This window comes from Duganella sp. GW822-FHT06D06 (assembly GCF_058799615.1).
Genome location: NZ_JBXALQ010000025.1, coordinates 47,489 through 61,527 on the forward strand (window position 1 = coordinate 47,489; position 14,039 = coordinate 61,527).

The 14,039-nt window shown below is 67.2% G+C and carries 14 protein-coding genes; 3 read left to right on the top strand and 11 right to left on the bottom strand.

Annotated elements, in window-relative coordinates; all coding sequences use genetic code 11:
* Positions 1-7: 7 nt before the first annotated feature.
* The 10 genes from AC1RMD_RS29205 to AC1RMD_RS29250 all read right to left on the bottom strand — a co-directional run bounded on the left by AC1RMD_RS29205 (position 8) and on the right by AC1RMD_RS29250 (position 10,122).
* Positions 8-1,699, bottom strand: coding sequence for a methyl-accepting chemotaxis protein (locus tag AC1RMD_RS29205; RefSeq protein WP_492932025.1), 1,692 nt, complete (start codon positions 1,697-1,699; stop codon positions 8-10).
* 77 nt (positions 1,700-1,776) lie between these two features.
* Positions 1,777-3,045 carry an EAL domain-containing response regulator gene (locus AC1RMD_RS29210; RefSeq protein ID WP_492932027.1) on the bottom strand — a complete coding sequence of 423 codons (1,269 nt, stop codon included), beginning with the start codon at positions 3,043-3,045 and terminating at the stop codon, positions 1,777-1,779.
* A gap of 11 nt (positions 3,046-3,056) precedes the next feature.
* Positions 3,057-4,127, bottom strand: a complete 1,071-nt coding sequence (locus AC1RMD_RS29215; RefSeq protein ID WP_492932029.1) for a protein-glutamate methylesterase/protein-glutamine glutaminase — start codon at positions 4,125-4,127, stop codon at positions 3,057-3,059.
* A complete protein-coding gene (locus tag AC1RMD_RS29220; RefSeq protein WP_492932031.1) occupies positions 4,124-4,660 on the bottom strand; it encodes a chemotaxis protein CheD in 537 nt (178 codons plus the stop codon). The genes AC1RMD_RS29215 and AC1RMD_RS29220 overlap by 4 nt, the downstream gene beginning before the upstream one ends.
* Complete coding sequence (locus tag AC1RMD_RS29225; protein WP_492932033.1) at positions 4,657-5,463, bottom strand: CheR family methyltransferase; 807 nt, start codon at positions 5,461-5,463, stop codon at positions 4,657-4,659. Before AC1RMD_RS29225 ends, AC1RMD_RS29220 begins: the two co-directional genes overlap by 4 nt.
* A 13-nt stretch (positions 5,464-5,476) precedes the next feature.
* Complete coding sequence (locus tag AC1RMD_RS29230; RefSeq protein WP_492932035.1) at positions 5,477-6,046, bottom strand: chemotaxis protein CheW; 570 nt, start codon at positions 6,044-6,046, stop codon at positions 5,477-5,479.
* Between the two features lie 28 nt (positions 6,047-6,074).
* On the bottom strand, positions 6,075-8,258 hold the full coding sequence (locus AC1RMD_RS29235) for a chemotaxis protein CheA (RefSeq protein WP_492932037.1): 2,184 nt from the start codon (positions 8,256-8,258) through the stop codon (positions 6,075-6,077).
* A gap of 37 nt (positions 8,259-8,295) precedes the next feature.
* The gene (locus AC1RMD_RS29240) at positions 8,296-8,604 is read right to left on the bottom strand and encodes an STAS domain-containing protein (protein ID WP_492932039.1); all 309 of its coding nucleotides are present in this window, start codon (positions 8,602-8,604) and stop codon (positions 8,296-8,298) included.
* 15 nt (positions 8,605-8,619) lie between these two features.
* On the bottom strand, positions 8,620-8,988 hold the full coding sequence (locus AC1RMD_RS29245) for a response regulator (protein WP_492932041.1): 369 nt from the start codon (positions 8,986-8,988) through the stop codon (positions 8,620-8,622).
* Between the two features lie 33 nt (positions 8,989-9,021).
* Positions 9,022-10,122 carry a methyl-accepting chemotaxis protein gene (locus AC1RMD_RS29250; RefSeq protein WP_492932051.1) on the bottom strand — a complete coding sequence of 367 codons (1,101 nt, stop codon included), beginning with the start codon at positions 10,120-10,122 and terminating at the stop codon, positions 9,022-9,024.
* 352 nt (positions 10,123-10,474) lie between these two features.
* Here AC1RMD_RS29250 and AC1RMD_RS29255 point away from each other — a divergent pair, with 352 nt between their 5' ends.
* Complete coding sequence (locus AC1RMD_RS29255) at positions 10,475-12,031, top strand: response regulator (protein ID WP_492932043.1); 1,557 nt, start codon at positions 10,475-10,477, stop codon at positions 12,029-12,031.
* 107 nt (positions 12,032-12,138) lie between these two features.
* Positions 12,139-12,831: an aquaporin Z gene (gene aqpZ, locus AC1RMD_RS29260; protein ID WP_492932045.1), complete on the top strand. Its 693-nt coding sequence runs from the start codon at positions 12,139-12,141 to the stop codon at positions 12,829-12,831.
* A gap of 5 nt (positions 12,832-12,836) precedes the next feature.
* On the opposite strand, the gene AC1RMD_RS29265 is transcribed toward aqpZ, so the two are convergent.
* On the bottom strand, positions 12,837-13,091 hold the full coding sequence (locus AC1RMD_RS29265) for a hypothetical protein (protein ID WP_492932047.1): 255 nt from the start codon (positions 13,089-13,091) through the stop codon (positions 12,837-12,839).
* A gap of 272 nt (positions 13,092-13,363) precedes the next feature.
* Here AC1RMD_RS29265 and AC1RMD_RS29270 point away from each other — a divergent pair, with 272 nt between their 5' ends.
* Complete coding sequence (locus AC1RMD_RS29270) at positions 13,364-13,912, top strand: Crp/Fnr family transcriptional regulator (RefSeq protein WP_492932049.1); 549 nt, start codon at positions 13,364-13,366, stop codon at positions 13,910-13,912.
* Positions 13,913-14,039: the final 127 nt, after the last annotated feature.

Here is a 14,039-nt window from a genome sequence, read left to right on the forward strand (position 1 = left end):
GCCTCGCTCAGAATTTAACAAAATGCGTTGCGTCCGGTTCCCGCATGTCCGCCATGCGGCGGTTGCCGGCCATGTCGCCGAGCGGACGCAACGGCGGTCGGCCCGGCTTGCCCGGCCGCTGCGCCGCCAGCGCCCGGACCGGCCGCGACGCGCCGGCCAGCTTGAAGAAGGCCATGGTCTGCTGCAGCTGTTCGGCCTGGCCGCTCATCTCTTCGGCGGTGGCGGCCAGCTGCTCGGAACTGGAGGCGTTCTGCTGGGTCGTCTGGCTCAGCTGCGTGACCGCCGCGTTGATCTGGCCGACCCCGGCCGACTGCTCCTCCGACGCCGCCGTGATCTCCTGCACCAGATTGGAGGTGCGGCGGATGTTGGGCACCATCTCGCCGAGCAGGCGGCCGGCTTTTTCCGCCAGCTGCACGCTGCTGGTCGCCACCTGTTCGATTTCCTGCGCCGCCACCTGGCTGCGCTCGGCCAGCTTGCGCACCTCGGCCGCCACCACCGCGAAGCCCTTGCCGTGCTCGCCGGCGCGCGCCGCCTCGATCGCCGCGTTCAGCGCCAGCAGGTTGGTCTGGTAGGCGATGTCGTCGATGATGCCGATCTTCTTGGCGATCTGGCGCATCGCCGCCACCGTCGACTCGACCGCCGCGCCGCCCTCGGCCGCCTCCAGCGCCGCCTTGCTGGCGATGGCGTCGGTGACCTTGGCGTTCTCGGTGTTCTGCGAAATCGACGCCGTCATCTGCTCCACCGAGGCGCTGGTTTGCTCGGTGCCGGCGGCCTGCTCGCTGGCCGCCTGCGACAGCGCTTGCGCCGTCGCGCTCACTTCCTCCGAGGCGCTGGCCAGCGACCCGGCGCCGTTGTTTACTTCCTGCACCACCTGCGACAGCTTTTCTATCATGCCCTTCATCGCCGCCAGCAGGCTGGTGGTGTCGCCCGGCTTGAGCGCGACATTGGCGCTGAGGTCGCCGTCCGCCACCAGCCGCACGATCTCGGACGCGTAAGTCGGATCGCCGCCCAACTGGCGCAGAATGCCGCTCAGGATCAGCAGGCCCAGCGCCACCAGCAGCGCCAGCGAAATGGCCGACGCCGTGTACATCCGCGACTGCGCGCCCGCCGCCGCCGCGTCCGCCTCCTTGACCGCCTCGTTGCCGACGTCGACATTGATCTGCACCAGCTTCTCCAGGCTGTCCTCGATCAGGTGGAAGGCGCCGCTGTTCGCCAGCAGCATCTTGTGCATCTCGACAAACTCTTCCTTGCGTTTATCCTTGTCGGTACGGATCACCTTGGCCAGCTGCGCGGTGACGCCCGCCTGCCTTTGCTTCCAGTCGTCCCACTGCTTGACGAACACCTTCCACACTCTTTCCTCCTCGACCGTCTGCGGCAGCGGCTCGTAGAGCTTCCAACCTTTTTCAAACTGCGCCATGAGCTCGGCCTGGCGTTTGAGCTCATGCGGCAGCTCGTCGAACTGGTCCGGATAATTGGCCAGCGCATCGACCGCGCGCGCCGACGAGCGCAAAGCGGTCTTGGCCTCGTTCATCGTCATCAGGCCCTGCACCGATGGCATGCGCACAAGGCCTATCTCGCGCAGCATTTCGCCTTCCTTTTTCAACCCCAGGAAGGAAATCGTCATCACCACCAGCAGGGCCAGCACGGCGATTCCCAGCAGCGTCAGGATCTTGGTCCGGACGGTAATCATTGCAAACATAATGTGCTCCCCGGTTAAACAGCTACAAAGCGTGATCGATGGCCGACAAGCAGGCGCCGCCGCGCTATCAGCAAAACCTAGCCCTGTTCCGCCAGCGCGCGCAGGCGGCGCCGCTCCTGCCGGATCCAGCCGACCAGTTCCCCGGCCGGCATCGGCTTGGCCAGCAGATAGCCCTGCGCCATGTCGCAGCCCAGCTCGCGCAGCAGCTTCCAGTCCGCCAGCGTTTCCACGCCCTCGGCCACGGTGGCCACGCCCAGGCTCTGGCCCAGGTCGAGCGCGCTTTTCAGCACCACGTGGCGGTTCGGCCACTGCGAGGCGCCGTGCACGAAGGCGCGGTCGATCTTCAGTTCGGTGAAGGGGCAGCGGGCGAACTGCTGCATCGACGAATAGCCGATGCCGAAATCGTCCATCGCCAGGCCGAAGCCCATCAGCCGCAAGCGCCCCATATTGGTCAGCGCCTGCGACAAATGGCGCATCACGCTGGTCTCGGTGACCTCCCACACCAGCGCCGACGGCGGCACGCCGGAGGCCATCACCAGCGCCGTCAGGCGGTCGATGAAGCTGCGCTCGGCCAGGTTGTCGGCCGACAGGTTGACCGACACCGTCAGCGACGGCAGGCCGTTCCGGGTCCATTCCAGCAGCCGGTCCAGCACCTGGCGCACCATGCCCAGCGTGAACTCCGCCATCAGCGGCGTGCCCTCCATCGCGTCGATGAAGTACTGCGGCGCCAGCAGGCCGCGGCTCGGGTGCTGCCAGCGCGCCAGCGCCTCCAGGCCCTTCAGGTGGCCGTTCTGGATGGTCACCTTGGGCTGGAAGTGGGGCAGGAATTCCTGCCGCGCCACCGCCTGCGCCAGCTCGTCGGCGCCGGGCAGGTCCGGCTGGGCGCTGGCCGGCCGCGGCGCCGCCTTCTTGCCGGCGCGGTCGAGCAGCATCGCCAGCGCGTCCAGCTGCACCGGCTTGAGCAGGGTGCCCAGCAGGTCCATGTCGGCGTCGTCGAAGTTCATGCTCTCGATGATCTCCAGCAGGCGCGGATCGCGCGCGCTGACCACGATCAGGTTCTGCGTCAGCTGCCGCTCGCGCAGCTGGCAGGTCAGCTCGATGCCGTCCATGCCCGGCATTTCGAGGTCGGTCAGCACCAGGAAGATCGCCGCGCCGCCCTGGCGCTCCAGCAGCTGCAGGGCTTCGTTGCCGTCGGCCGCCTCCAGCACCTCGCCGAATTCGAGCTGGCGCAGCAGGCCGGCCAGGTAGCCGCGCTGCACCACGCTGTCCTCGACCACCAGCACCCGCTGGCCGCGCCAGGCGCGCGGCGTCGCGGTCAGGCTGTCGGCGCGGGTCAGGGTGGACATGGGGGCGGCCATCAGTAGGACAGCTGTTGCAGGATTTCGCGGTAGATCGCGTTCAGCGGCAGCGACTTCTCGACGCCGCCGCGCTTGACCGCTTCCTTGGGCATGCCGTACACCACGCAGCTGGCCTCGTCCTGGGCCACGGTGCGGGCGCCGGCCTTGTGCATCTCCAGCATGCCGGCGGCGCCGTCGTCGCCCATGCCGGTCATGATCACGCCCAGCGCGTTGGCGCCGGCCGCGCGCGCGGCGGAACGGAACAGCACGTCCACCGACGGCCGGTGGCGGTTGACCAGCGGGCCGTCCACCACCTCGACGAAATACTGGGCGCCGGTGCGGCGCAGCAGCATGTGCTTGCCGCCCGGCGCGATCAGCACCAGCCCTTGCAGCACGCGGTCGTTGTTGGCCGCCTCCTTGACCCGCACCTGGCACACGCTGTCGAGGCGGGCGGCGAAGGCGGCGGTGAATTTTTCCGGCATGTGCTGCACCACCACGATGCCGGGCGAGACCCGCGGCAGCGCCGTCAGCACCTCCTCCAGCGCCTGGGTGCCGCCGGTCGAGGTGCCGATCGCCACCACCCGCTCGGTGGTGGCGGTCATCGGCCGGTAGTCGGCCGGCGGCAGCACCGCGTCGGCGTTCAGCTTGGCCGTCACCGGCGGCGGCGCGCGGTTGACCAGCTTGCCGACGCGGGCGCCGGCCGCCGCCCGCACCGCCGACACCAGCTCGTCGGCCGAATCGTGCAGGAACTGCTTGAGGTCCAGCCGCGGCTTGGTGATGATGGCCACCGCGCCGGCCGACAGCGCCTCGACCGAGGTCTGGGCGCCCTTCTCGGTCAAGGTGGAACAGATCACCACCGGCGTCGGCCGCTCGCTCATGATCTTGCGCAGGAAGGTGATGCCGTCCATCTTGGGCATCTCGACGTCGAGCACGATCACGTCCGGCCACTGCACCTTCATGCGCTCCATCGCCAGCAGCGGATTGGCCACCGCGTGGCCGACCACGATGCCGGGCGCCGCGTTGAGCAGGCTGCTGAGCACCTGGCGCACCACGGCCGAGTCATCGACGATCATGACGTTGATTGCGCTCATGCCTTCTCCTTGTCCGGCCCCGCCGCGGCGCCGGCCGACGATTCCGGCGGCACCTGGCGGCTCAGTACCTCGCCGCTGCGGATGGTGAAGATCAGTTGACGGTGTCCTTCGCCGAACAGGCTTTCGGACACCACGCGGATGCCGTGCTGCTGCAGCAGCGCGCGGGCATAGTCGCCGTTCTGCATGCCGATGTCGCGCACCCTGATACTGCGCGGGAACATGGCGGCGCCGCCGAAAATCTTGCCCTGGCACTGGATCAGCGGCACGCCGTGGCGCGCCATGCCGCGCAGCAGCAGCTCCATGGCGTCGGCGCCGTAGATGCCCGGCTTGTCGTGGCATTTCTTGCGGCCGCTGCCCGGCAGCAGGAAGTGCGACATGGCGCCGATCCGCAGCGCCGGATGCCATAGCGTGACCGACACGCAGGACCCCAGCAGCGTGCGCACCCGATAGCGCTCGTCGCCGACGAAGTAGTCGCCCGGCATCAGGAAGATATCGATGAGCTTGGCGTCGGGCATGGTCAGCGTCACGATCATGGCTTGCGGTAGATCGAGGGCGCCACCGCAAGCAGGGTGTCGTTGATGTCGTTCAGCGTTTCCGAGTGGCCGATCAGGAAGTAGCCGCCCGGCCGCAGCTGCGTCAGCAGACGCGTCACCACCTGGCGCTTGGTGGCCAGGTTGAAGTAGATCATCACGTTGCGCAGGAAGATCACGTCGAAGCTGCCCAGCTTGGGCAAGGGCTCGTTCAGGTTCAGGTGGCGGAACTGCACCCGCTGGCGCAGCGGACGCTCGATCAGCAGGGTGCCGGTCTCGCTGCCCTGGCCCTTGAGGCAGAAGCGCTTCAGGTAGGCGGCCGGCATCTGGCTGGCGCGCTCCAGCGGGTAGTGGCCGCAGCGCGCGCGCTCCAGCACGCGGGTGCTGATGTCGGTGCCCAGCACTTCCCACGGCCCCTCGTCGAGCACGTCGGCCAGCACCATGGCGATGCTGTAGGCCTCCTCGCCGCTGGAGCTGGCGGCGCTCCAGACGCGCAGCGTCTGGCGCTTGTCGCGCGCCTCCAGCGCCAGCTCGCGCAGCAGCGCGAAGTGCTTGGGCTCGCGGAAGAAATAGGTCTCGTTGGTGGTCAAGAGGTCGACCGCCACCTGCAGCTCGGCCGGCTGGGCGCGGCTCTCGAGCAGGCGCAGGTAGTCGCCGTAGCTCTCCAGCTGATAGTGCGCCAGGCGCTTGGCCAGGCGCCCGCTCACCAGCGCCTGCTTGCCGTTGGCCATGCAGATCCCCGCCGCCTCGTAGATGAAACGCTGGAACTGGGAAAACTCGCGCTCGGTGATGGTCACGGCAGGCATGGCGTCCGCCGCTTCAGCAGTGGTGCATGGCGACGGTGCCGCGCGCCATTTCAACAATTTCCTCGTTCGACAGCACCTGCTCGATGTCGAGCAGGATCACGAACTTGCCGTTGACCTTGCCGATGCCGGCGATGAAGTCGGGGCGGATGCGGGTGCCGAACGGCGGCGCCGGCTCGATGTCGCCGGCGGCGATCTCCACCACCGCGTTGACGGCGTCGACCAGCATGCCCAGCACCTGCTTGTTGTCGCCGGCGCCGCCCTCGACCTCGACGATGACGATGCAGCTGCGCTTGCCGATCACGCTGGGGCCGCGCTCGAAGCGCGCCGACAGGTCCATCACCGGCACCACCGCGCCGCGCAGGTTGATCACGCCGCGCACGCAGGGCGGCATCATCGGCACCGCCGCCAGCGCGCCGTACTCGATGATCTCCTTGATGTGCAGGATGCCGACCGCGTACGGGTCCTCGCCCAGCATGAAGGTCAGGAACTGGCTGGGCAGGGCGGCGCCGCTTTGCAGCACCATCATCGCACTGCTGCCGTAGGTGACCACCTTGTTGACTGATTCGGTCGCTGCTGTATTCATCTCATCCTCTCCACAATTGCGCGGCCGGCTAGGCCGCCAGCGCGACGCTGGCGCCCTTGCCGCTGACGGTGTGCATCAGCGCCGACACGTCCAGGATCAGCGCCACCTCGCCGCTGCCCAGGATGGTGGAGCCGCTGATGCATTTGACTTCGCTGAACATCGGGCTGAGCGGCTTGATGACGGTCTGGAACTCGCCCAGCAAGGTGTCGACCACCAGCCCGGCGCGGTGGTTGCCCAGCTTGAGCACGACGATGCTCTCGCGCCGCGTGGCGGCGCCGCCGATGCGGAACAGCTCGCGCAGCCGCACGAACGGCAGCACCTGGCCGCGCAGGTTGCAGTAGTCCTGCCCCGGCTCGGTGGCGTACTCGATGCATTCCTCGATCATGTCGAGCGGGATCACGAACACCGAGCCGCCCACCTGCACCAGGAAGCCGTCGATGATCGCCAGGGTCAGCGGCAGGCGCACCGTGACGGTGGTGCCGGCGCCCTCCCGGCTGGAGACGTCGACGCTGCCGCGCAGCGCCGTGATGTTGCGCTTGACCACGTCCATGCCGACCCCGCGCCCGGACAGGTTGGTGATTTTTTCGGCGGTCGAGAAGCCGGCCTCGAAGATCAGGTTGTAGATCTCGCTGTCGGCCAGCTTGCGGTCGGCGTCCACCAGGCCGCGCTCGACCGCCTTGGCCAGGATTTTTTCCTTGCGCAGGCCGCCGCCGTCGTCGGACACTTCGATGACGATGCTGCCCGATTCATGGAAGGCGTTGAGCTTGATCATGCCCTTGGCCGGCTTGCCGTTGGCCACCCGCACGTCGCCCGGCTCGATGCCGTGGTCCATGGCGTTGCGCACCAGGTGCATCAGCGGATCGCCGATCTTCTCCACCACCGTCTTGTCGAGCTCGGAATCCTCGCCGTCGACGATCAGGCCGATGTCCTTGCCCAGCTCGCGCGCGACGTCGTGCACCACGCGCTGGAAGCGGTTGAAGGTGGCGCCGATCTTGACCATGCGCAGCTCGAGCGCGGCGTCGCGCACCTCCTCCACCAGGCCGGACAGGGTCGAGGTGCATTCCTGCAGCTCGGTGTTCTGGATGTGCTGGCCGATCATATTGGCGCGCGCGCCGGCGATGATCAGTTCGCCCACCAGGTCGATCAGGCGGTCCAGCTTGTCGGAGTCGACGCGGATCGAACGGCTTTCCTGCGCCTTCTGCTCGCTGACCTGCTTTTGCTTGGCCAGCGCGGCCTCCACCACCACCGGCGGCACGCTGCCGGCGCCGACCAGGATGCTGCCGAGCTGCTGCGGCGAGACCTCGTCCTGCGGGTTGTCGGGATGGGATTGCTGGTGCAGCGCGCCTTCCAGCTCGAAGCTGGTGACGCTGCCGCAGCGCACCAGGATCTCGCCCAGGCGCGCGGCCTGCTCCGGCAGGGCGCGGATCAGGTCGACGTAGTGCGACACCTTGCTGTGCGGCGGAATGATACGGATCTCGCAGTCGTCCTGCACGAACTCGAACACGCCGGCGATGGCTTCGCGGTCGGCCGTGCTGTCGAAGGCGATCTCGAAGCCCAGGTAGCACAGCTCGGCGTCCATGTCGTCGGCGGCCGGCAGCGCGTCCGGCACGGTGGCGATGCCGACGATCTTGCCCAGCTTGGCCAGGTAGCGCAGGAAGGCGATCGGGTCCATGCCGTTCTGCAGCACGCCGCGGCCGAAGCGCAGCGAGATGTGCCAGTAGTCGCTGTCGCCGCGTGCCTGGTCGATGCGCTCGACGCCCGGCTCGGCGTGCACCGCCAGCGGCGCTTGCGCCGGCTCGGCGTGGGCCTCGGCGGCGGCGCCGGCCATGTGGCGGCGCAGCTGTTGCAGCAGCATCTCGCCTTCCGGCGCGGTGTCGGGATCGGCGTCCAGCTGGCCGGCGGCCAGCGCGTCGGTCATGCCGGACAGGTAGTCGCAACAGGACAGCAGCAGCACGATCATTTCATCGTTGAGCGTCACGCGGCCGTCGCGCACTTCATCCAGCAGGCTCTCGACCACGTGGGTGAAGGCGACGATGTGGTCCAGGCTGAACAGCCCGGCCGAGCCCTTGATGGTGTGCGCCGCTCGGAAGATGGCGTTGATCGCCTCGCCCTGGTCGCCGGCGATGTCGACGTTGAGCAGCGCGTTCTCCATGTCTTCCAGCAGTTCGCGGCTTTCGGTGATGAATGTCTGTAGTGCTTCGTCCAGGTTCATGGCATACCCTCGGAACAAAAATACGCAGATGGATGGTTCAGGCGTGTATCAGCAGGGCGTCGCCGAAGAAGGCGCCCAGGTCCAGCATTTCCAGGATTTCCACCACCGCCGGACTGTGCTTGACCAGGCGCAGCTCGCGCTGGTGGGCGTTGGCGGTGGTCTTGGCCAGCATCAGCACTTGCAGGCCGGCCGTATCGAGTTCGGTGATGCCGGACAGGTCGATCTCCAGCACCTGGGTCTTGCGCAGGGCGTCCAGCACGGTCGCCTTGAGGTCGGCGGCGCGGTAGATCGTCATCTCGCCGTCGATGGCGATGCGGGCGACGGCGACTCCTGATTCATCGGACATGGCGTCCTCCGTGAGTTATGGCAAAACCAGTTTGGCGACGGCGCCGAGCAGCACTTCCGGCTTGAACGGCTTGACCACCCAGGCCTTGGCCCCGGCCGCCTTGCCCTCTTCCTTCTTGCTCTCCTGCGACTCGGTGGTGAGCATGATCACCGGCGTGAATTTGTACAAGGGCAGCTGCTTGAATTCGCGCACGAAGGTGATGCCGTCCATATTGGGCATGTTGACGTCGCACACCACCAGATGGATCTTCTGGCCGGTGCATTTGGACAGCGCATCGACGCCGTCGCGCCCTTCGATGACCTCGTAGCCCGCGCCCTTGAGCGCGATGCCGACCACTTGACGCAGGGAGGCCGAGTCGTCGACCACCATGATGGTTTTAGCCATGTTCTCTACCTCGGTTAATCGTCAGAAAAAACATCAGAAAAAGGTGATCTCGTCGGCGGCCGCGGCGACCGGCGCGGCGTGGCTGGAGCCGCCGTGCACCGCGTGCTCTTCCGCCATGGCGTAGGTTTTTTGCAGCTCGCTCAGCAGCGGCTGGGCGTCCAGCGCCTGCAGCACCTGGTCGGCGGCGTAGCGCTCGCGGTTGTCGCGCAGCAGCGCCGGCAGCAGCTCCATGTTTTCGCGCACGTGGGCCATCACCTGGCTGACCCGGTCCTGGAACTGCAGCTGCACCAGCGCCTCGCCCACCTCGCCCTGGATGCCGATGCTGTCCTGCTTGAGCTTGTCTGCCGACTGCACCAGCGCGTCGGTCATCTGGCGGAAGTCGCCCAGCACCGAAACGATCATGCCCTCGGCCGACTGCATCGACTTGTCCTCCTGCTCGCTCGATTGCTCGGCCGCCTGGCTGGCGGCCAGGATGGCGCTGCTGATCAGGCCGACGCGGTTGGAGATGTTGCGGCCGGTCTCGGCCGAGCGGCTCGACAGGTTGCGCACTTCCTGCGCCACCACCGCGAAGCCGCGTCCGGCCGGGCCGGCGCGCGCCGCCTCGATGGCGGCGTTCAGCGCCAGCAGATTGGTCTGGGCGGCGATGCTGGCCACGCCCTCGGCCATGTCGCGCAGTTCGCGCGTGAAGCGTTCCAGGTCCTTGATCTTGGCCAGCATGGCGTGCTTGGACGACATGGCCGACTTCATCGACGTCACCACCGAGCCGAGCTGGGTTTCACTGCGGGAGAAGATTTCGGTCATCGAGCTGCCGTCGCCCTTGCCGCCCTTGCCGCTGTCGTGGCTGGAGACGTGGACCGCGTCGTCGAGCTTGTCGACGATGCTGGAGAAGCGCCCGGCCAGGTCGGCCACGGCTTCCTCCATCTGGGTGCGCGAGTTTTCGATGTGGCGGCACCAGATCGGCAGCACGGCGTCGCCGAAGCGTTCGCGGGCGTCGAGGTAGTCCTCGATCATGGCGCGCTCGCCGCCGCCCAGCGCCGACGCGGCGGCGCCGCGCACGCTCCATGCCGCGGCCGCCAGCAGCGCGGCCGACCACAGCACCGTGTACCAGCCCCAGGCACCCCAACCGGCCCACATTGTCCCCAGTGCGCCGCCGCCGGCCAGGCCGAAGGGGAGCAAGATTTTACTATCGAAGCCGCTAGTGTTCTTCACTGGACGCCACCCCGCTGTAGAGTCTCTCGGCACCTCGTTTAGTGGATGCCGTGAGTCCAACTGTATCCCAGAAACTCAGCCTGCGCCACAATGTAGGTGGCAATTCAATTGTATCGGTTGTTTTACGCGACAGCGCTTTAAATTGCTTCCGAAGAGAAATAATTTAACGTTAAGATGTGCGCCTGTGCGACCGCTGCCCGCGCAGCTGTTGCACCCGCGCAACCGCCTGCCGGAACCCCTTCCGCCGGGCGATTTACTTTCATGCTGGAACCCGCCTATGCCCGCCTTGAATATCGACCCTACACTGCCGTTGCTGGTGGTGGACGACAACCAGCAGATGCGCTCCGTGGTCAAGGGCATCCTGGCCGACCTGGGCTTCGTCAACGTCTACCTGGCCGGCAGCGGCGAGGAAGCCTGCCGCATCCTGGCCGAGCGGCCGATCGCCGCCGTCATCTCCGACCTCGACATGCCGGGCATGAACGGGCTGCAGCTGCTGCAATGGGTGCGCAGCAATCTTTCCGACCGCGAGCTGCCGTTCATGCTGCTGCCCAGCGAGGCCAACCGCGACGGCTTGCGCGCGGCGGCCCAGGCCGGCGTGACCGACTGCCTGATCAAGCCCTTCACGCTGGCCACCTTCCACAGCAAGCTGCAGGCGATGTTCCAGTCGCGCGGCGACGCCGCCGCGCGCCGCGCGGCGCTGCGGCGCGCCGCCATGCCCGCCGCCGCCGGGACCAGCGCGCCGGCGCCGCTGATCGGCATGGAACGCCCGCTGGAGGAGCGGCTGCGCGAGGCCACCGTGCTGGTGGTGGACGACATCGCCACCAACATCAAGGTGATCGCCGGCATGCTGGCCGAGGACGGCTACGGCGTGAAGGTGGCGATCTCCGGCAAGAAGGCGCTGGAGATCATCCCGCTGCACCGGCCCGACCTGATCCTGCTCGACGTGATGATGCCGGAGATGGACGGCTTCGAAGTGTGCCGCCGGCTCAAGGCCGATCCGGCCACCGCCGACATCCCGGTGATCTTCCTGTCGGCCAAGGACCAGGCGGACGACATCATCGGCGGCCTAGAGCTGGGCGCGGTGGACTACGTCACCAAGCCGGTCGACCCGGCCATCCTCAAGGCGCGCCTGCGCACCCACCTGCGGCTGGCCGGCACCATGGCCGAGCTGCGCCGGCAGAATTCGGCCGTGACCGACAACGCCCAGCTGCGCGAGGAAGTCGAGCGCCTGAGCCGCTACGACCTGGCCACGCCGCTGGCCGAGGTGCTGGCCGCCAGCGCGCGGCTGATGGCCGAGCTGGCGGCGGCGCCGGCGCTGCGCGCCCAGCTGGAGGCGCTGGACCAGGCGGCGCGCCGCGCGCTGCGGCTGGCCGGGCTGTCGCTGGAACTGTGCCGCATCGAACAGGGCGCCTGCCAGCCGCAGGCCGCGCCGGTGGCGCTGAACCCGCTGCTGGCGCACGCCGCCGCCGCCATCGCCGTCACCCACCCGGTGATGCTGCCGGCGCAACCGGCCACCTTGCTGGGCGATCCGGCGCTGTGCGCCATGCTGTGCGAACACCTGCTGCTGAACGCGGCGGCGCACACGCCGGCCGGCACCTCGATCGTGCTGGGCGCCACGCTGGAAGGGAGCAACTGGGCGCTGACGCTGGAGTATGCCGGCGTGCTGCCGGCCGCGCAGCGCGCCTGCCTGCACGGCCAGGCCGAACGGCCGGGCGACGAGGCGGTGCTGGCGATGTACGCGGCGCGCCTGCTGGCGCAGGTGCAAGGCGGCACTTTGGCGGCCCAGGACGACAGCGCCCGCACCCGCCTGCTGCTGTGTTTACCGTCCGCTTGAAAACTCTGCACTCGACATTTGCGCGCTTCCCGGTTAGATTGCCAACGTTGCATGACAATGATGCAAATTTGACTACTAAGATCTAATTATTGAATACGGGGAATAATATGAAACAATACGGCGCGGAATTTTTTGGAACCTTTTGGCTGGTGCTCGGCGGCTGCGGCAGCGCGGTGCTGGCGGCGGCTTTTCCCGGTGTCGGCATCGGCTTGCTGGGCGTCTCGCTGGCCTTCGGCCTGACGGTGCTGACGATGGCCTACGCCATCGGCCATATCTCGGGCTGCCACCTGAATCCGGCGGTATCGATCGGCCTGTGGGCCGGCGGCCGCTTCCCGGCCAATAAGCTGCTGCCTTACATCGTCGCGCAAGTGCTGGGCGCGATCGTCGCCGGCGGCGTGCTGTACACCATCGCCAGCGGCCAGGCCGGCTTCGACGTCATGGCCGGCTTCGCCTCCAACGGCTACGGCGAGCATTCGCCGGGCAAATACTCGCTGCTGGCGGCGCTGGTGACGGAAGTGGTGATGACCATGATGTTCCTGCTGATCATCCTGGGCGCCACCGACGAGCGCGCACCGAAGGGCTTCGCGCCGCTGCCGATCGGCCTGGGCCTGACCCTGATCCACCTGATCAGCATCCCGGTCACCAACACCTCGGTCAACCCGGCGCGCAGCACCGGCGTGGCGCTGTACGTGGGCGACTGGGCCACCAGCCAGCTGTGGCTGTTCTGGGTCGCGCCCATCGTCGGCGCGCTGCTGGGCGCGGCGATCTACCGCTTCATCGGCTCGCCGGAAAAGGCGTGAACAGTTTAGCTGGTTTCGGCCGCGTTCGGCCGGAACCGGCGGCCGCCGGCCAGCCGGGGGCGCCCCATGGTTGCCGCCAGCGCCGCCCGCCCCGGCGCGGCGGCCTGCTCCACCAGCGCGGCGTTCTGCCGCGCCACCTGATCCATCTGCGTCATTGAATTGTCGATCTGCCCGATGCCATTGGCCTGCTCGCTGCCGGCGTTGCTGATCTCGGCCATGACGGCGGTCACGCGGCCGACGCGGCCCACCAGCGCTTCCATCGTGCCGCCGGCCTGGCTTGCCGCGAGCCCATGGCAACGCCAATCCGCAGCGCCATTCATCTAGTTGAAGTTTAAAATATATTTTCGTTTTTCATTCCAAATCACAACAAAAATTGCGTTGAGGACTGAGAAAACGTTTACACTTCCGACTGATATGTACGGCCATTTACATGCCGGGATGAAGACGACCACGAAAAATGAACCAGGCATTCTTAGAACACAGAGCAAAGTACCGGGAAATTGTTGCCCGCCGATACAAAGTCACTCCTGAAATGTACGACGAAGTGACGCGCATGCTGGCGCCGCTGGCGGTGGCGGTGAGCCTGCGCAAGGGCGAGTATTTGCAGCGCATCGGCAGCTTGGCCAGCAGCGTCGTCTGGTTGCACAGCGGCGTGGCGCGCACCGGCTTCATCACCGAGACCGGCAACGAGGTGACGTTGCACTTCCTGACCGACGGCGAACCGGCGGCCGCGCACGACGACCTGCTGCGCGCGCGCGACGACGAGCCGGCGCTCAACTTCGTGGTGGCGGAGACGGCGGTGCACGGCTATCGGCTGGACTGGCTGGAGATCAGCAAGCTAGCGCACAGCAACAACCTGTTGCGCGATTACTATTTGAAGGTATCGGAGCGCGGCATCATCGACCAGAGCCGGCGCCGCTACCTGAGCGCCTCGCCGGCGCAGGGACGGCTGAGCGCGTTCCGCCGCGAGTATCCGGGGCTGGAGCAGCGCATCTCGCAGAAGGTGGTGGCATCGTTCCTCGGCATCACGCCGCAGTACATGTCGCAGCTGCTGCGCAACGACGGCGCGCCATCCAAATAAAATCGGGGTCAAGTCTGACATTCGGACACGAGCTCTGCCGTAGCGCTTGATTACGGCAGAGCTCGTGTCCGAATGTCAGACTTCGTATATTGAGCATACCGCATCTCCGTCGGATAATAAGGAGGTA

Coding starts and splice junctions, on each gene's coding strand:
- AC1RMD_RS29205 (WP_492932025.1), bottom strand. CDS start 1,699: ATGTTTGCAATGATTACCGTCCGGACCAAGATCCTGACGCTGCTGGGA.
- AC1RMD_RS29210 (WP_492932027.1), bottom strand. CDS start 3,045: ATGTCCACCCTGACCCGCGCCGACAGCCTGACCGCGACGCCGCGCGCC.
- AC1RMD_RS29215 (WP_492932029.1), bottom strand. CDS start 4,127: ATGAGCGCAATCAACGTCATGATCGTCGATGACTCGGCCGTGGTGCGC.
- AC1RMD_RS29220 (WP_492932031.1), bottom strand. CDS start 4,660: ATGATCGTGACGCTGACCATGCCCGACGCCAAGCTCATCGATATCTTC.
- AC1RMD_RS29225 (WP_492932033.1), bottom strand. CDS start 5,463: ATGCCTGCCGTGACCATCACCGAGCGCGAGTTTTCCCAGTTCCAGCGT.
- AC1RMD_RS29230 (WP_492932035.1), bottom strand. CDS start 6,046: ATGAATACAGCAGCGACCGAATCAGTCAACAAGGTGGTCACCTACGGC.
- AC1RMD_RS29235 (WP_492932037.1), bottom strand. CDS start 8,258: ATGAACCTGGACGAAGCACTACAGACATTCATCACCGAAAGCCGCGAA.
- AC1RMD_RS29240 (WP_492932039.1), bottom strand. CDS start 8,604: ATGTCCGATGAATCAGGAGTCGCCGTCGCCCGCATCGCCATCGACGGC.
- AC1RMD_RS29245 (WP_492932041.1), bottom strand. CDS start 8,988: ATGGCTAAAACCATCATGGTGGTCGACGACTCGGCCTCCCTGCGTCAA.
- AC1RMD_RS29250 (WP_492932051.1), bottom strand. CDS start 10,122: ATGTGGGCCGGTTGGGGTGCCTGGGGCTGGTACACGGTGCTGTGGTCG.
- AC1RMD_RS29255 (WP_492932043.1), top strand. CDS start 10,475: ATGCCCGCCTTGAATATCGACCCTACACTGCCGTTGCTGGTGGTGGAC.
- aqpZ (WP_492932045.1), top strand. CDS start 12,139: ATGAAACAATACGGCGCGGAATTTTTTGGAACCTTTTGGCTGGTGCTC.
- AC1RMD_RS29265 (WP_492932047.1), bottom strand. CDS start 13,091: ATGGAAGCGCTGGTGGGCCGCGTCGGCCGCGTGACCGCCGTCATGGCC.
- AC1RMD_RS29270 (WP_492932049.1), top strand. CDS start 13,364: ATGTACGACGAAGTGACGCGCATGCTGGCGCCGCTGGCGGTGGCGGTG.